Origin of the sequence: Streptomyces sp. NPDC059008 (assembly GCF_042749045.1) — a bacterium.
In the GTDB taxonomy this organism is placed as follows: Bacteria; Actinomycetota; Actinomycetes; order Streptomycetales; family Streptomycetaceae; genus Streptomyces.
This window is the reverse complement of the sequence record NZ_JBHYJC010000008.1, coordinates 98,527-115,437: the sequence shown is the minus strand read 5'-3', so window position 1 is coordinate 115,437 and position 16,911 is coordinate 98,527. Positions and strand designations below refer to the sequence as shown.

Genomic DNA, 16,911 nt, shown 5'->3' with positions numbered 1-16,911 from the left:
TAAGGAGGTGCCCTGATGGGAGCCTGCGACCTTCCTCTGATGAATACGGTCTGCGACGCCGTCGGCGGCGTCGTCAGCTCCACCGGCGAGGCGGTCACCGACGGCATCGGTGCCTGGATCGCCAAGTCGATGGGCGAGGTGGCCCAGTCCGCCGCCGACCTCGCGTCCAAGGCGGTCGACCAGACCACCGCCATCGATCTGAACGCCGAGTGGTTCCGCAACAACTACGAGCTGCTGCTGCCGATCGGGCTGATCCTGACGGTTGGCACGTTCTGCCTCCAGCTCATCCGTGCTGCCTGGCGCAGGGACGAACGCGCCCTAGCCCAGGCCGCGTTCGGCACGATGGTCGGCGTCTTCTTCGCCTTCGCCGCCATCGCCTGCACCACCGTCGCCATCACCGTGGTCGACGCCCTCAGTGCCGGCCTGTTCAAGGCCGCCAACAGTTCCGTCGATGATGCGGTCCGCCGCATGATCAAGGTCAACGCGCTGGGGGCGATGTACGGCCTGGGCTGGGGTGTCCCCTCGATCATCGCGCTCGGCTGCGCGATCGGGGCGTTCTTGTACTGGGCCGTGATGGTGGCCCGCAAGGTCGGCATCCTGGTCCTGGTCACGCTGGCCGTCTTCGCCGGGGCCGGCGGCGGCTGGGAGGTGGCCAAGCGCTGGCGGCGCGGCTGGATCGAGGCCACGGCCACCCTGGTCGTCAGCAAACTGCTGATGACGATCGTGTTCCTGCTGGGCGTCTCGGCCATGGGCAAGTCCGACTCGCACGGTGGGCTCGCTGCCCTGTCGGATGCGATCGCGGGCATCGTCGTGATGGTCCTGGTGATGCTCTGCCCCTACGCCACCTACAAGTTCATCCACTGGGCCGCTGATGGCGGGGGTCACGATGACCTGCACCGCACCGGCGTCGCCGGGGTGACGGTGGCGGCCGGTGCGGCCAAGACCGCGGCCCAGCTCGCCATGCAGGCAGGCACCGGGACGCCGGCTCCGCAGGGGCCGTCGAAGGTGCCGGGCCAGGGCACGGATGGCGTCGCCTCCGGCATCGATCCAACCGGCGGCTCGGGCGGTAGCAGTAAGCCGAAGCAGACCCGCTTCCGCTACGGCGAGGACCCCAACGCCACGGGCGACAAGGGCCGGGCGCTGATCCAGCGGCCGCCCACGGACGGCGACCGCGGCCAGCCCCTGATCCAGCACCCCGGCCAGGGGACCACCTCGGGCGCGGCGGCAGCTTCGGCGCCGGTCTCGTCCGGGCCTACGCCTCAGGGTGCCTCGGCGGCGGCGAGTACGCGGATGGACCCGCCGGCGCCACGGCCCAGCGGGCCGCCTCCGGCGAGTGGGCCTCCTCCTCAGGGTGGCTCCACACCGCAGCGGTGGATCTATCCCAAACCACCGGGTGGATCGGGCTCGTAGCCCTCATCTGACGGGGGCGGGCGCCTGGCTGCGCTCGGCCCGCCCGCCCCCGTCTCCCCTTCCCTCCTCCCTTTCTCACGACGTTCCAAGGACGGCTTTGCCATGCATCCCGACACTCCTCAGCCTGACGGCCCGGCCACCGTGAAATTCCCCCATCGCTCACGCCGTGGTGTACTGCTCGGCCTGTCGGTCGCCCAGCTCGTCGTCGTCGCCCTCACTGGTCTGCTCCTGCTGGCGGTGCTGATGCAATCCGGCGTCACCGGGGCGCTGAAGCTCATACCGCTGTGGGCGGTCATCCTGGCGGCGGTCTTCATCCGCCACCGCGGGCGGTCCCTCGCCGACTGGGCGCCCATCGCCCTGCGCTATGCGCTGCGGCGTTTCAAGGGCCAGCTCATCTGGCTGGCCCGCCCCTCCCGCCGACCGCGGCGCGAGGGCCTGCTGCACCTGCCGGGCACTGCCGCCTCGCTGCGGGTGGTCACCTCCCCCGACGGCCAGTTCGGTGCGGTGCACGATCCGCACCACGGCACCCTGACCGCCGTGGTGAAGGTGTCCTCCCGCGCCTTCGCCCTGCTGGATCCCGCCACCCAGGCCAGCAACGTCGCAGGCTGGGGCCGCACGCTGGCGGCCCTGTCGCGCACCGGGCACATCGCCCGCGTCCAGGTACTGGAGCGGACCGTGCCCGACTCCGGCGATGCGCTCAACCGCTACTGGAACGAGCACGGCAACGCCGACGCGCACCTGGCGGGCCCCGTCTACACCGACTTGTTGGCGGCTGCCGGTCCGGCCGCAGCTCCGCATGAGGCGTACGTCGCGCTCGCCCTCGATCTCAAGGCCGCCCGGCGCCTGATCAACCAGGCCGGCGGCGGGCTCATGGGAGGCTTCGCCGTCCTGAGCCAGCTCACGTCGACGTTCGACCAGGCTGCCCGGAACTCCGGTCTCATGCCCAGTGGCTGGCTGGGTGCGAGCGAGATCGCGGCAGTGATCCGTACCGCGTACGACCCCAAGGCGTCCGCCGCGCTGGACCAGTGGTCCGACTCCGGGCGCCCCCAGGCCGTTCCCGCAGCTGCCGGCCCGGTCGTCTTGGTCGAGAAGGCCGACCGCATCCAGACCGACACGGCCCACCACGCCACCTTCTGGATCGAGAACTGGCCCCGCATCGAGACCAGCCCCGGCTTCCTGCACCAGCTGCTGTTCACCTCCGGCGTGCGCCGCACCCTGTCGCTGGCCTACGCGCCCAAGGGGCTGGATGCCGCGCTCAAGGACGTGCAGCGCAAGAAGGCCACGGTGATCGCGGACGCGGCCGAGCGGCAGCGCAAGGGCCAGGTCGACTCCGAAGAGGACTCGGTCGAGTACGCCGACATCAAGGCCCGTGAGCGCCAGCTGATCGCCGGCCACGCCGACGTCGCCCTCACCGGACTGCTCACCGTCAGCGCCGACACCGACGAACAACTCAACGCCGCCTGCGCCGCCATCGAAACGGCCGCTGTTTCCGCCCTCGTCGATCTGCGGCTACTGACCTGGCAGCAGGCCGAAGCCTTCACCAACGCCGCCCTCCCGCTGGCCCGCCCCTAGCGCCCCAGCTCCACCACCGCGCTCAACCGAAGGGCCTCTCATGCCGACCGATCCCCTGCCCGACCTGGCTGAGGACTTCGTGCCGTTCGCCACCGCGGCGCTCGACTTCCACCGGGCGATCAACCTCCCCGCCGGGCTCACAGCCGCAACCCGCACCGAGCTGGACTCCCTCCACGCCCACCTCACCGCCCTGTACGGGCTGCTCGACGCCCACACCGCCCGGACCATCCCGGTGGCCGAGGCCGAGGGCGATCACCTGCGGGCCTGCCGGATCCGCCTGTGGCAAGCCGCCGAGCACCTCCACGCCGCCTACCACGCAGCCCCTCAACCCGGCACCGGCCGCCTCCCCACCCGGGAGGCGTGCCGGGCCCGCCTCCCCGAGGGTGCGCCGGAACTCACCGTGTGCCAGCGCCACCTGGCCACCGCCGCCCAGGTCCGCCGTGACCACACCCCGGCCGATCTGCGCGACCCCTTCACCGGCCTGATCCGCCACTGACCGCCAGGAGCACCGCCACTATGTCCACCCGCACCCGTGCCAGCGCCAGTCCGCTGTTCGTCCCTCGCAAGAGCGACCGCCGCACTGCCCGCGCGGCCCGTGACCAGTTCGCCGCCGCCCGCGACCAGGCCCGCCACGCCACACGCCCCCAAGCCCGCCCCGCCGAACCTGGCATTGACCCTGAGCTGCGGGCCACGTACCCCGCCGTCGGCCGACCTGGGCCGTACTCCGCCCGAGGCGGCCGTCTCAAGCTCCCTGCCCATCGGATGACGACCGCCACAGCCAGCGGCGCATATCCCTTTCTGGCCGAGGGTGGTCTCGGCGCGCAAGGGATCTACATCGGCCGCGATGTCCACGCCGAGGCGGCCTTTACCTACGACCCGTTCGCCCTGTACGGGCGCCTCGACGGGTTCACGAATCCGAACATCCTGCTCGCCGGCATCATCGGCATGGGCAAGTCCGCCCTGGCCAAGTCCCTCGCCGTGCGGGCCGTGGCGTTCGGCTACCGGATCTACGTCCCCTGCGATCCGAAGGGCGAGTGGACCGTCGTCGCCCAGGAGTTGGGCGGTCAGACCATCGCCCTCGGCCCCGGCCTGCCCGGACGGCTCAACCCCCTGGACGCACCCACCAGGCCGCACGGCGTCGGCGAGGAGGATTGGTCCAACGAGGTTCGCAAGCGCCGCCTTCTCCTTCTCGGCTCGCTCGCGAAGACCGTCCTGCGGCGGGATCTGCACCCGATGGAGCACACCGCTCTCGATGTGGCGCTCGACCAGGCCGTCGCCCACGCCGCGGCGAACGGCACCACCCCGCTACTGGGTGACGTCGCTCATGTGCTCGGCTCTCCCGAGCGGCTCGACTGTGCGCTCGGCGAGCTGACCGGCCGCCTCGGACACGCCGCCGAAGACCTCGCCTACGCGCTACGCAGGCTGGTGCACGGTGACCTGGCCGGGATGTTCGACGCCCCCAGCACCGTCGACTTCGACCCCAGTGCGCCAATGCTGTCCATCGACCTCTCGCGCCTGGGTGGTGCCGGCGACGACACCGCCCTTGTCCTGGCGATGACCTGCGCCTCAGCGTGGATGGAGTCAGCGCTCGCCGACCCCACCGGCGGACGGCGCTGGGTGATCTACGACGAGGCATGGCGCGTCATGCGACACGTCGCCCTGCTGGAACGCATGCAGAGCCAGTGGAAACTCTCGCGTGGTCTTGGCATCGCGAACCTCATGGTGATCCACCGCCTGAGCGATCTGCTGACTGCGGGCGATGCCGGCTCCCGGGGCCGGGCACTGGCGGAGGGCCTGCTCACCGACTGCTCGACTCGGATCATCTACCGCCAGGAAGCCGACCAACTCACGTCCGCCGCAGCCCTGCTGGGACTGACCGGCGTGGAGACCCAGGCCGTGTCCGCCCTCACTAAGGGCCGGGGCCTATGGAAGGTCGCGGGCCGGTCGTTCATTACTCAACATCTCCTCCACCCGCGTGAACGTGAACTGTTCGATACGGACGCCCGCATGCACGCCTGAGCAGCGCCTCCCGTGCTCACGGTTGGAGGGAGCCGCAGCCGCACTTCGGCTCCCTCCCCCTCCCTCCTCCGCTTCTGAAGGAATCCATTCCCATGCCTCTACAGAACACAATCCGCCGTGCCGTACGTCGGCTCGTCCAGCTCTACATCGACGCAGCGAAGGCCAACGCCTCCCATGGCCACATCCCATTGGCCACAGGCCCCTTCGGCGCCCTCGATGATCGCCGCGCAGGTGATGGCCACCAGGTACTCATCCGTGATCACACCGGGACCCGTCACAGCTGAAACAGCGGGCGCCCCCTCCACCGGCCAGCCATTCTTGTTCATGAACAGGTAAACGAGTTCACGCATAGCAGCTCCTGGATCTGAGCTGTCTGAGTCGTTGACTCCGCAGTGTCCACTACCGTTTCACCCGCCCCCGGATCGCGAGCGCGGCAATACCGAGCAGCACTGGCTCGGAGAAGCGCGATGCCATCTCGATATACCCGCCGGCCGTCGTCAAGTCCTGGCCGCTGGACCGGAACACCACCGAGTTGAGCGTCACCGTGAGCGCCTTATCGAAGCGCTTCGCCGTGAACCGGTCCCTGGCCGGGTTCTTAGGTTCGCCCTTGTCAATCTCGAAGGTGACCTTTCCCCCGCCGGGCGGGACAGTCCCCGTCGCCTCTTGTTTGGGGGAGGACTGAGGGAGGCCGAAACCCATCATCAGCAGGATGGTGGTCATCATCGCGAGCGCGAGCCAGCCGAGTGCCCGCGACGCACGCAGCCCGTAGCCGGAGAGTAGCCAGTATCCCTGGAGGAGCCAGCGTTCCGTCGTCTTCCAGCTCTTTCCATGGCGGCGCATCTCCATCTCGCCGTAGTAGAAGTCCGCAGCGCCCGGCTCGTCCTTCGCGTCCTCTCGGGCCTTGCGGAGCTGGCGGTAAACAGCCGCTAGCGTCGGAAGACCTGGAACGTCTTGCCCTCGCTCGGGAGGTTGCCCCCATCCTGTTCGATCAACGTCCTCGCCGTGACGAAGAGCTCGCCACTTCCTTTCTTCCTCTATTACTTGACGTCGAGCCGGACCAAACGGAAGGATCCCTCGCCATCTATCCCGCGGAGGGGGCCCGCCAAGAATCCAATACCCTTCCAGGCGAATTTGATCCAAATGGTGCGCTCCTGAGAATTCGCAGCAAAGCAGGCTGACGTCGGCTAAAAGCAGGAACGAGGAATCTACGCCTTCGAGAGATACTATCGAAGCGTTGACCGGATCGTGCACCCACTGCCACATCGACTGGTTAGCCATCACCTCGGCTGACGCAAGTGACGGTAAGCGTGATTCGTCTCCGCGTTCACTGGGCGCATGATCAGTGGATATCGTACACGGATAGAATAGACGGGCTCTGGTCAAGTCGATCGATGCGTATCGCGCTCGAATAGCGACCGACTCCTGCAGCGTGGCATCGCATAGATGTATCGCAGCGGCCGATACCTCCATCACGGTTGGCGCCGTAATCCGGGCATCGGTCAAATTTATCGGACCTTCACATACAATCGGACCGAATATCGGCTCAGGGCGGATCTGAGTATTTTCCAGATTACAGCCACTTTTGAATGTCGCGCGCTCGAAGCTGGTCGCGCCTTCGAATCTGGTACCCGAAAAAGCAGAGGGCCCGAATTCGCAATCCACGAAGCAGGTTTGCCCCGCGATTCTGGAATCCGTGAGCCAGAGGCCACCGTAGAACTTGCAGTCAAAAGCCATCAACTCGCCATCAAACTGCGCACCATTAAACCAAGTTCCAAATTTGAACGAAAGATCGGAGAAGACTACATCCTTGGAAAATTCGGCGCGCTCAAAAAACATTACCCCCTCATATTGACCACCCTCGAAATTTACCGTGCCACCAAATGCCGCCGATTGGAACTTCGCATCGCCTGTAAAGTGAGGAGCAACGAAAGATGCTCCATCTTCGAAGGTTGCATTCCTGAAATCCGCATTGGCGAATTGGGCGTCGCTGAAATCGGTATCTCCTTCGAAGGTTGCTTCATTGAAGCGGACCAGGCCGAATCTGGGACGTTCGCCATCATGTACAGCTGCCCGGAGCCGACTCCAGAATGACTCTGTGATCGTGCAACCACGAAGGTCAATGTTGTCGCCCGGCCGGAGGCCGTCCAAGTAAGCCTCCCGGAGGTTGGGGGTATGAGGTACGCAGGTCGTAGCCCCTTGCATGGAGGCGAGCACACCTCGGCACCCCACCGGATCCGACTCGGTATCGGCACCGTGCCCGCAGTGGCGCCAATCCGGCGATGAAGAGTTCGTTGACGGCTCAGACATGCCCTTACCGATACCTCATCTGCCCCTGGCGTTCACGCAGTTCGGCGACGAAGAGTGCCGCCGTGAACCTGATCGCCCACGATGTCGCCGCGCCACAACAGGGCTTCACGATCTCCCCATGTAACCGACCGTGTGCCCGCAGTCCGGCGATGTCATCGACAAACAGCTGCGCCTCGTGCAGCCCGGCACGCGCGACTAGGGCCGGTGGGGCGCGCCCAGTTCGCCCTCTTCTTCGGCCACGGTCCGGCCCTTCTCGCCCACGCTGAGGAGCCCCTCCCTCTCCTGGATCCCGCCAATCGTTGGGCCGACCGCTGGCGGTACCGACTGCATATGCTGCGTGACGCTCTGACCGCCGGCGCACGGGTCCAGGCGAACTTCCAGGCCGTCCCCGACCCCCAGTGCCCGGCCACCCGCGGGTCAGAGGTCTTCGACGGGGCAGTCGTCAAGCGCAATGACGAGGACTGAGACTGTAGAGAACGCTGGCGCGCCCGTCGGCATGGCACACGGGCCGAGCAGGCGCTGCGGCGCAGCCCGAAGGGCCTGAACCGGTCAGCGCAGGCCGGGGCTGCCCGTGCCCAGTCTCCACTCGCCACCCCGGGGGAGCGCCGCGCCGGCGCGGAGGTCCGCCGCGCGACCGGTCGATCTGCAGACGCACGACCGCGGGCCTCGCTCGCGCTAGCGCATTTTTCCGGCATCACCAAACCCGTCTTCGAGCCGCACCCTCGTCGTCCGCACAGCCCCAACCTCTGCGAGGTGCACTTCTCGTGGCGGAAACACGTCCGCACATCACCGTCAACCACCACGACCACTACGGCGTCGTGGCAACGGCTTCGCACGACAACCACGTCGCCGACCACATGCTGCAACGGGTTGGCTTCGAGCGGCTGCCCGACAGCAACCTCTACGCCCTCACCGAGCCGAACCGCGACCCGACCCGTCGAGGACAGCAGGCAGTCCAGTCCCTGCGAGCCGCGCAGTACAACGTCACGTCCGACGCCGCGTACGACCTCAAGCCCCACACCCCGCTCAGCCCCAACCGCAGCCTCAGCGACCGGCCCAAGAATCGTTCCACCGGGCAGGTCTCCACCGTCGGGGAGGCCGCCTTCGCTTCCGCCCGCGCTCTCGACGCCGATATCCGGGCTGCTCGGATCGTCGTGCATGACCAGGTACGCGATCCCGAGGGAACGCTGCGGGCGGTCGGCACCGACATACGTACCCGCGAGGGACTGCTGCTCCATGGGGAGGGCGATCTGCGGTACGTCGAGGCTCGGCTGGAGCACACCGGTCGCGCGTTCGACGCCTTCTACGCGATGCCCGGCAACGAGCGTCGTGATCCGAGGTTGTCGATGATGCAGTGCCGCGCTCAGGCCGCCACCGCCGTCTCCCCGGTCCGTGCAGGCGTCGTACTGCCGCAACGACCGGCCGCCGCCGCATACCGCCCGACTTCCGCCACCCAGCAGCCCGTCCGCACCCGCTAACGCCTCTGCCTCGAAGGAGCCTCCACGATGAATCTGCCCTACGAGCCCGACGTCGCCTTCGGAGTCCACCCCGATCTTGGTGTGGCTGCCGCCGTCGCGGACGACCGGCCACACCTGGACGACGTCCTGCGCAAGCACCACTTCCGCTACAGCCAGGACCTGGACGTCTATCTCCTGCCGAAGGACGCCCCGTACAACGCCTCCGTCCAGGCAGTGGCCGCCGCCACCCGCGAATTCCAGGACGCCGGCCTCACCGTCGCCGCCGATCCCCGCATCATGCTGCCGCCCCCCATCCCCACATCGGACGACGTGGCCGCACGGACAACGCAGCCAGGCCAGTCATTGACCGCGCTGACCGGCGAGCTGCACGAGCTGCGTCGCTCGGCCGACGTCGCCGAGGTCCTGGAGCAGATCCTTGATGAGCACCACGGTGCCGTCGGCGATCTGGAGGAGTTCATCGACACCGCCGCCGCCTGGTGCGAGCGGCTCGACACCCCCAACGGCCGGGAACTTGGCCAGCATCTGCGCACGATCGCGCACCATGTCGCCTTCCTCGGCGACCGATTGGCCGACGCCCAGCTCGATCTGTCGGTCATGCCGGATGTGACGCCCCAGGATGCCCCTCCTCTGACCGACGTACCGCTCCCTGCGCGGCACGAGATCCCCTCCGTGACACACACCGCCCGCTCCCGCGCCGCCGTGGCGTCCTCACCAAACCGCCCCACCGGCCTCCCCGCGCCCCCGGAAGAAGTGCCCCGCTCCACGGCCGCGCCACCCCAGCCCCCGACGTACACGCTGACCATCCATTTCGCTCACAGAAGGAGTCCCTCTCATGGCCGTCAAGACGCTGTGGACCATCGCCCACGCCTGCGGGCACACCGCCGAGGCCGACCTCTCCGACCGGCCGGCCGACCGGCGTGCCGGCTACGCCCGCTGGCTCTCAGCACGCGACTGCTCTGACTGCTGGCGGGCCGCCCGCAACGACGACAACGAATCGAAGGCCGAGTGGCTGGCAAAGAAGCGGGCCACCGAGCAGGCCGAGGCCCAGGAGTGATCCGAGCAGGCCGAGGCCCAGGAGTGATCCGAGCAGTACCGCATGCCGCCGCTGGAGGGCACCGACCGTGCCATCGCCTGGGGCACCCGCTGCCGCCACCAGCTCGTCTCCGCCTCCTACAGCACCCTCGTCCTCGAAGGGACGACCAGCGAATCCGAGGGGGAGGTCATCGAGGACGCGGTGCGGCCCCTGACCCGCGCCGGCTGGTGGATCGACCAGCGCGACGCCGACCCCGCCGACCTGCCTGAACTACTGCGAGCCGCCACCGACGGCGACCGGCCGAACGAGAACCCCCACTTCTAAAACCCTTCTCCCGCCCAGCAGAAAGGTTCACTCATGTCCCGCTTCAGCCGCGTCCGGTCCCGCTGTATCGCCTTCCTCCACGAGGTGTACATGGACGACGTCGAGATCTACCGCAAGCCGCGCGGCACCGAGGTCCTCGCCGACAGCCACCACCCCAACGCCGACAAGATTCTCCGGGAGTTCGGCTTCGAGGAGCCGCAGGGCTCCAGGCACCATTTCCGCCTACCCGAGGGGCTGAGCGAGGCAGAGAAGAAGGCCCGTGCCCCGCAGGCTGCGATGCATCTGATCGCTGCACGCCATTCCACCAACCTCGATCTCGACCTCATCTGTCCTGCCGCCGGCGAAGCCGCACGGGCCGAGATCTATGGCAACCGCCCACGTCCCACCCCGGCCGCCTAGACGAACCGCCAGCGCGGGGTCTGTCCCCGCCGCCCTGCTCATCCCCTCCGACTCTGCCGTAGGAGCACCGCCGTGATCACCAGAAGAACGCGCCGCCCCGTCCTCCCCTCCTCTCGCGCCGCGCACCCCTGGAACTCGCCTTGTCAACGCCACGCACCACCATGCCCTCGACCACCACCGGCACCGACCTCCTCCTCTACCTCCTGATCGCCCTCGCCGGGCTCGGTATGGGAGGAGGCTCGCTGGCCTGGCTGTTCGGCAATCTCGCCAACACCCTTGCCGGCACCGACCCGTGGGCCGCCTACCAGCCGGCCACGGCCCTCCTGCACCCCGAGCAGGTCTGGCCCCATCTCGCCCAGCCTGCCGTCATCACCGGCTGCTACGTCCTGCCCGCCCTCGTCCTCCTGGCCACCGCCGTCGTAGCCGCGAAGGTGTGGCTGCGCTTCCGCAGCAGCCCATCCGGGCTGGCCACCCGACGCGACCTGGCCCCGCTGCTGCCCCAGCAGATCGCCACCAGGGCCATCGACCTGCGCCCCAGTCTGGCGGGCAAAAAGCCCAAGGACATCGCCCCCGACGACCGGGGTGTCCTGCTGGGCACCTTCAAACCGGGCAAAGACGAACTCCGCTCCTCCTGGGAGGACGTGATCCTGGCGATCATGGCCCCCCGCTCCGGCAAAACCTCCGGCCTGGCCATCCCCGCTATCCTGCGCGCCCCCGGCCCCGTGCTGCTGACCTCCAACAAGGCGGCACGCGACGCCTACACCGCAACCATCGACGCCCGCGCCGAGGTCGGTACGGTGTGGACGCTGGATCCGCAGCAGATCGCCCACGCGCCACAGACCATGTGGTGGGACATCCTCGCCGACGCCCGCGATCTCGCCGGGGCGCGGCGGCTCGCCGGGCACTTCGTCACCGCCTCCGTGGACGAGTCGAGCGCGGGCGACTTCTGGTCCACGGCCGCCGCCAACACCCTCACCGCCTTCTTCCTGGCCGCCGCCCAAGCCCGACGCCCGATCACGGACGTCCTGGCCTGGCTGGCCTCGCCGGCCGACCGCACGGCGATCGATCTGCTCCAGGACGCCGGGTTCGATGCGGTCGCCGCACAGCTCCAGGGCACCGTGGCCGGCGCGGTCGAAACCCGCGACGGCATCTTCGAAACCGCCCGGCAGTACGCCAGCTGCCTGCTCGACCCGGGCATCGCCGCCTGGATCACCCCGCCCAAGAGCCTTGAAAAGGTGCGGGAGTTCAAGCCGGAGGCGTTCGCGACCAGCAAGGACACCTTGTATCTGCTGTCGAAGGACGGCGGTGGCTCCGCCTCGGCGATCATCGCCGCAGCCGCCGACGCCGTGATGCGCGCCGCGGTCATCCAGGCCGAATGCGATGGCGGGCGTCTGGATGCTCCGTTGCTGGCGATCCTGGACGAGGCCGCCAACGTTTGCAAGATCGCCGACCTGCCGGACCTGTACTCGCATCTCGGTTCCCGCGGCGTCATCCCGATGACGATCCTGCAGTCCTACCAGCAGGGCGTGAGGGTCTGGGGCCAGTCCGGCATGGACGCGCTGCTCTCCGCCGCGACGATCAAGGTGATCGGCTCGGGCATGGACGACGCCGACTTCGCCGACAAGATCTCGCGCCTCGGCGGTGAACACGACGTGCGCACGGTCTCGGTCTCCACCGGCGAATCGGGCAAGTCGACCTCGGTCTCGATGCGCCAGGAACGGGTGCTGCCGCTGGACGTGCTCCGCGCGATGCCCAAGGGCACCGCCCTCCTGATGGCCACCGGTATCCGCCTCGCGCGCATCGACCTCAAGCCCTGGTACAAGAGCCACGACGCCAAGAAGCTGGGCGCCGCGTCCGCCAAGGCCACGGCCGCGATCAGCGAACGCGCTGCCGCCAAGGCACTGCGCCAGGACGACTTCACTCCCGCGGCATGACCGGCCCCGCGCAACTCCGCACCCGGGCGAGACCGCGCGGCGCGGCCCTCGCGCCGCGCCGCCCGCCCGATCCACTTCCCGCCTTCGCCTTGATCACGAGGTGCTCCCCCATGCCACACCCCGCACCGTCCTGGGCTTCCGATCAACCCTCCGAGCGGCTGGCTGACGCTCCCGTCGTACGCCTCGCCGACCGCTGGTGGCTCGTATCCCCCTCCGGAACCATGCTCGCCACCGACCCCGCCTTCACGGGCGAACTGGACCGCTTCGCCACCGATATGGCCGCCGCCGACCGTGCCGTCGCTGATCTGCACAACGGATGCGACGCTTACGACACTCCAGTACGCGAGGGCCGACGGTGACGCCGCTCGTCCAAGCCGAGCAGGCCGTCCTTGGAGCGGTCTTCCTGGCTCCCGGCCAGCTTGACCGCCTTTCGCCCTGGCTTCGGCCGGAGCATTTCTCTCGTCCGGCACACGCTGCGATCTACGCCGCGATGCTCAAGCTCCGATCCGACGACCACCTCGCCTCGAAGGCCCAGGACGCTGGCCCCGTACCGATGTCGTGGATGACCGACACGGTCACCGAGGCCAGCAAGCACACCCGGGGTCTGACCGCCTCCTATGCGCACTCCCTGGTGGCGGCTTGTCCACGGCCGGAGCACGCAGCAATCTACGGACGGATGGTGCTCGAGGGTGCCATCCACCGCAGTGTCGCCCAGCACGCCACACGACTGCACCAGGCCGCCCGCGCCGACGCCATCCGCGGCGGCGCTGAGGAGACGGTGCACCACTCCCAAGTTCTGTCCGACGTGCTGGCCGATCTCGCACGCCGCTGGGGCGGCGAGCCCCGGCTAGTAGCACCCCCGGCATCGGTACCGCCTCCTCCTGCTCATCCACAGCCGGTGGATGAACAGCTCCTGGCCGATGAGGAGTTCCTCCTCGGCTGCCTCAGTGCGCGTCCCCAGAAGCTGGACGAGGTCGTGGGCTGGCTCCACCCCGGCGATTTCGCCGACGCCGGCCATCAGCAGATCTACCGGTCGCTGGGCGCGCTCCACCACCGGGGCGAGCCCGTCGACCAGCTGACCGTGCTGTGGGAGACCCAACGCCGCGGCGCTCTGGCCGACCGAACCCTGGATGCCGAACGGGTGCTGCGGATCTGCGATCCCTCGGCGTTCGCAGGGTCGGCGGAGTATGTCGGCGAACAAGTCGTGCGAGCCTCCCTCGTGCGGACGGCAGCCGCCTCGGCCCGCCAGGTGCGGGCGCTGGCCGACGACGAGTCGTTGGCACCGGGGCGGCTGATCGGCTACGCACTCCACGAACTTGGTCCGCTCAAAGAAGTCCGCCAGCGCTGGCGTATCGCCACCGGAACCGAGCCCGAACCGCACAGCGCCGCCGGCCAACCGGCCGCCGACCCGCCTGCTGCCCGCATCGAAGCGGCCCGATCACGCAGCCGCCCTCACCTCTCAAACGCCACCCCTGCGGCGGCGTCCACCGCGGCCTCGCATCCCGCTGCCCTTGACCGTCCTCACCGCCGAAGTCGGTCATGACCGATCACACTGGCCGGGCCGGCCTGGAGCGAGAAGAGCTGTGCGCCGTTGCCCACGAGTTTGACAAGCTGCGCACCGAATCAGAGTCCCCGGGACACCGCGCGAGCTTCCCAACCTCACGACCGCGTCCAAGCACCTCGCCGCCCTGGCGGGACCGGTCGAGGACTTGTCGGACGCGGTCCTCTTCTGTGCCGTAGACGATGCCCTGGACTCGTTCTCGGACCGGCTATCCACGACTACACCTCGGCGACAGAGCCCCGCGGACGAGCGGTGAAGAACTACGCCGCGGCGTACGTCCAGCTCGGTCTTCGGCACCGCTACGCCGAAGTCCCCAGAACAGCCGGCCTCCAAGACGTGAGTCACCACGCCTTCCTAATCATTCAGGAACGACTGGAACCGTACGCGACGATCTCACGGACGCTGCCTGTGAACCGTGCAGCGCAGCGGACCGGTTGGGCGGCACCCCACCACTCATCCTGGCCGCACTGAGCCGCGCTGCCCGCCGAACTCGATCTACCAGCACCCGCACCGGACCCGATACGGCTCGCCTACACCCCGCGCCCCGCGACCTAGCGGTACATCAAACCGAGCCGATCAGCCCTATGCCCTGCAACAAGCCGGCTTCAGCGAGGCCGACCCGCCACGGGATCGTTGCAGACCGGCAGTGGCCCTGCCCTTTTGGCTGAAACACCGGAAGCCCACCGGATACTCGCGGCCCCATCGACTGCATACGGTCGGCCATCTAGCGAACATTTCAGGCCAGCACGCAAGAAAATGCGCGGAATAAGAAATTCCATGATTAACATTCGCATAATCGTTCGACACAAGCCCATTCGGAGAGAGATGACTCGCACTTTGACGCGAATGCAACGACGAAGCGGAAAGGTGTGGATCGCGCTGACCGCCGCAGCATTAGCAGTCACGGCCTTCACGCTGCCTGCCGAAGCCGCACCCGACCGCCTGACTGTGGACACCTACGTCCTCCCAATTGGCACAAAACTCCCAACACTCACCGAACTCCAGAGGCCGGGATTTCTGGCGAATCTAGAAAGATTCCCAGAAAGGCAGACGCCAGAGGTGGACCGAGAAAAAATAGCAGGCCAAGCAGCCTCCCTCTTGCCGGAGGCGAATAATCCGAGCGTGAGGAACTCCCCTCCCCGAGGCCAGGCAGGAAATGGCGGCACCTATCCGGACCCACCACGGTCAATAACGGATAAGGAATGCCACAAGAATCTCAATAATAGCTTGTTCTACTTCAAGTCGCGGTTCGCGATGTGCGGCGCCTTGCAGCTTCTACAGGTGTGGGGGAGGAACGGTCGACCTGTGGGAGAGTCAGGGTTTGCGGTGACAGTCCTCGGCACCGTCCCGAATGTCAACGATCGAACTGTCAGCTTCGATTACCATTTCTCGAACTTCGCCGCCACGGGCAACACAAAGACGAGCGGCCTCATCGTAAATACCAAGGTAGAACAGAAAGTACTGGTCTCCCACGCCCAGAAGAGGGAGTCTGGTCTAATCCCACCAAAGAAATCCTTCGACGCACTGCGTGCGGCTCCCAACTACAGACACAATGTGATCTTCGATGCTGGGCAAGGCGCGAAGCCCGATGACTTGATCAGCATGGCGTACATCCCATACGTGTCGGTCAAGTACCCAACCGGCTACGTCGGAACCAACCCTGGTCCGGAGCGAGTCACCTTTACGGCCATGAACTGGGACGCTGCCTCCTACCTGCCCAACAGTAGAGCGGCCGATCCCAAGAAGCGCGGCGGAGCTGCGTTCGCCTACAAGGTCGCCTTGCACTACAGCTCCAAGCAGGGCGCACCTGAGAAAGCGGTGGCCGACCACCTCAACCTGGCACACACCAACCCCGGCAGGACCGAGCCGCCGAACTCGCACAAGAACGTTCCCGGATTCGATGCGAAGCGCCCACTGCACCGGCTGTACCCCGCTCGCGACAGGTCCCGTTACAAGGCAAACCGTCGGGCAGCAGTGAGCATGTGCGTGAAATACTGGGGTAGGGACTATGCGACGAGTGACCCGGCAGGTCCGCGCGAATGTGACGAATACCCGTTCGCGAGCACATACGAGGGAGCAGCTCAACACGCAAAGGAACCCTCCGCGCCGAAGGATAACTTCTCCGCACTCCCTGTCCCCAAGGCTCAGAACCAGGCCGGCGGTACGATCCTAGCCCTCTTCTACGATAAAAATCGGATCCTGCACGGCAGGGACGCCAACGGCCAAGAAGTTGACGCATACCTCATGGCGATAGACTGACCCCCGAGCCGGGTGGGGCCATAATGCCCCACCCGGCTGATACGTCGTCTCACCCGCCAGCGGGCCAGAACTGTACCAAATAGCGTTCGACGCCGCTGGGGACATCCACTTGAGCCAATTGATAGACCGCGTCACGTCCCGAGCTTCGGATGCGCGCTTTCCACAGTGTGTGCGGTCGTCCAAGCTGGATGTACGTTCCCGAATTACCCATCATCTCGCAGATGGCCAACTCTCCGGTTGGTGATTCAATCTCGCCCTCACCTTCGGCCTCCCAGTCCCCATCGACATCTTTGCTAGGTTCCGAATCCCATACCTCGGCAGTCAGAGATGCAGTATGCGTGTGACCGCCACTTTCGACGTCGATTCTTCGTTCACGGAAAGACAGGAAGTCGCCAGACTCCGATCCTTCCGGAAAAGGAGACGGAACGAGATTATCGTCCGCCTCTTGAAGAGCAAACGAGTAGAATTCGACTTCCACTTCCATATCCTGCCGATGCAGAAGCTCAGCCACCATGCCCCCTTATCGTTTTGTAGCGAGCATAACCGTCGCAGGATGACCCCGCAGGCTAAAGAAGATGTGGTCTGGCAGGGCGCAGCTGGAGTGGGCGAGGCCGG

At 67.1% G+C, this 16,911-nt stretch carries 17 protein-coding genes and 1 pseudogene; 13 read left to right on the top strand and 5 right to left on the bottom strand.

Annotated features, from left to right (window positions below):
- Positions 1–15: 15 nt before the first annotated feature.
- From ACFWZH_RS13155 to ACFWZH_RS13140, 4 genes are all read left to right on the top strand, one after another.
- Positions 16–1,410, top strand: a complete 1,395-nt coding sequence (locus ACFWZH_RS13155; RefSeq protein WP_384428793.1) for an ATP-binding protein — start codon at positions 16–18, stop codon at positions 1,408–1,410.
- Between the two features lie 102 nt (positions 1,411–1,512).
- Entirely contained in the window at positions 1,513–2,982 is a 1,470-nt protein-coding gene (locus tag ACFWZH_RS13150; protein WP_384428791.1) for an SCO6880 family protein, read from the top strand.
- A gap of 40 nt (positions 2,983–3,022) precedes the next feature.
- A complete protein-coding gene (locus ACFWZH_RS13145) occupies positions 3,023–3,478 on the top strand; it encodes a DUF6238 family protein (protein ID WP_384428789.1) in 456 nt (151 codons plus the stop codon).
- Between the two features lie 20 nt (positions 3,479–3,498).
- On the top strand, positions 3,499–5,001 hold the full coding sequence (locus ACFWZH_RS13140; RefSeq protein WP_384428788.1) for an ATP-binding protein: 1,503 nt from the start codon (positions 3,499–3,501) through the stop codon (positions 4,999–5,001).
- A 98-nt stretch (positions 5,002–5,099) separates the two neighbouring features.
- Here the strand turns inward: ACFWZH_RS13140 and ACFWZH_RS13135 are convergent, their stop codons facing one another.
- The 3 genes and pseudogenes from ACFWZH_RS13135 to ACFWZH_RS13125 form a co-directional block, all read right to left on the bottom strand.
- On the bottom strand, positions 5,100–5,351 hold the full coding sequence (locus tag ACFWZH_RS13135; RefSeq protein ID WP_384428786.1) for a hypothetical protein: 252 nt from the start codon (positions 5,349–5,351) through the stop codon (positions 5,100–5,102).
- Positions 5,352–5,400: 49 nt separating this feature from the next.
- Entirely contained in the window at positions 5,401–5,847 is a 447-nt protein-coding gene (locus tag ACFWZH_RS13130; RefSeq protein WP_384429133.1) for a hypothetical protein, read from the bottom strand.
- Positions 5,848–6,648: 801 nt separating this feature from the next.
- Positions 6,649–7,203: pseudogene (locus ACFWZH_RS13125) on the bottom strand (pentapeptide repeat-containing protein); the annotation flags it as partial.
- Between the two features lie 435 nt (positions 7,204–7,638).
- On the opposite strand from ACFWZH_RS13125, the gene ACFWZH_RS13120 reads away from it, so the two are divergent.
- Positions 7,639–7,773 (top strand): hypothetical protein, encoded by a 135-nt coding sequence (locus ACFWZH_RS13120; RefSeq protein WP_384428784.1) that lies wholly within the window; start codon positions 7,639–7,641, stop codon positions 7,771–7,773.
- Positions 7,774–8,072: 299 nt separating this feature from the next.
- Positions 8,073–8,786, top strand: coding sequence for a hypothetical protein (locus ACFWZH_RS13115; protein WP_384428783.1), 714 nt, complete (start codon positions 8,073–8,075; stop codon positions 8,784–8,786).
- A 339-nt stretch (positions 8,787–9,125) separates the two neighbouring features.
- Here ACFWZH_RS13115 and ACFWZH_RS13110 read toward each other — a convergent pair whose 3' ends face one another.
- Positions 9,126–9,443, bottom strand: coding sequence for a hypothetical protein (locus tag ACFWZH_RS13110; RefSeq protein ID WP_384428781.1), 318 nt, complete (start codon positions 9,441–9,443; stop codon positions 9,126–9,128).
- A gap of 175 nt (positions 9,444–9,618) precedes the next feature.
- Between ACFWZH_RS13110 and ACFWZH_RS13105 the strand changes: the two genes are divergently transcribed.
- The 7 genes from ACFWZH_RS13105 (at position 9,619) to ACFWZH_RS13075 (ending at position 16,296) form a co-directional block, all read left to right on the top strand.
- On the top strand, positions 9,619–9,840 hold the full coding sequence (locus tag ACFWZH_RS13105) for a hypothetical protein (protein WP_384428779.1): 222 nt from the start codon (positions 9,619–9,621) through the stop codon (positions 9,838–9,840).
- A gap of 42 nt (positions 9,841–9,882) precedes the next feature.
- Complete coding sequence (locus ACFWZH_RS13100; protein WP_384428777.1) at positions 9,883–10,143, top strand: hypothetical protein; 261 nt, start codon at positions 9,883–9,885, stop codon at positions 10,141–10,143.
- Positions 10,144–10,176: 33 nt separating this feature from the next.
- On the top strand, positions 10,177–10,542 hold the full coding sequence (locus ACFWZH_RS13095) for a hypothetical protein (RefSeq protein ID WP_384428775.1): 366 nt from the start codon (positions 10,177–10,179) through the stop codon (positions 10,540–10,542).
- Between the two features lie 140 nt (positions 10,543–10,682).
- Positions 10,683–12,476 carry a type IV secretory system conjugative DNA transfer family protein gene (locus tag ACFWZH_RS13090; RefSeq protein ID WP_384428773.1) on the top strand — a complete coding sequence of 598 codons (1,794 nt, stop codon included), beginning with the start codon at positions 10,683–10,685 and terminating at the stop codon, positions 12,474–12,476.
- A 110-nt stretch (positions 12,477–12,586) separates the two neighbouring features.
- On the top strand, positions 12,587–12,835 hold the full coding sequence (locus ACFWZH_RS13085) for a hypothetical protein (protein ID WP_384428771.1): 249 nt from the start codon (positions 12,587–12,589) through the stop codon (positions 12,833–12,835).
- Positions 12,793–14,019, top strand: a complete 1,227-nt coding sequence (locus ACFWZH_RS13080) for a DnaB-like helicase N-terminal domain-containing protein (protein ID WP_384428769.1) — start codon at positions 12,793–12,795, stop codon at positions 14,017–14,019. Before ACFWZH_RS13085 ends, ACFWZH_RS13080 begins: the two co-directional genes overlap by 43 nt.
- 864 nt (positions 14,020–14,883) lie before the next feature.
- Positions 14,884–16,296 (top strand): hypothetical protein, encoded by a 1,413-nt coding sequence (locus ACFWZH_RS13075; RefSeq protein WP_384428768.1) that lies wholly within the window; start codon positions 14,884–14,886, stop codon positions 16,294–16,296.
- Between the two features lie 49 nt (positions 16,297–16,345).
- Here ACFWZH_RS13075 and ACFWZH_RS13070 read toward each other — a convergent pair whose 3' ends face one another.
- On the bottom strand, positions 16,346–16,807 hold the full coding sequence (locus tag ACFWZH_RS13070) for a hypothetical protein (RefSeq protein WP_384428766.1): 462 nt from the start codon (positions 16,805–16,807) through the stop codon (positions 16,346–16,348).
- Between the last annotated feature and the right edge of the window lie 104 nt (positions 16,808–16,911).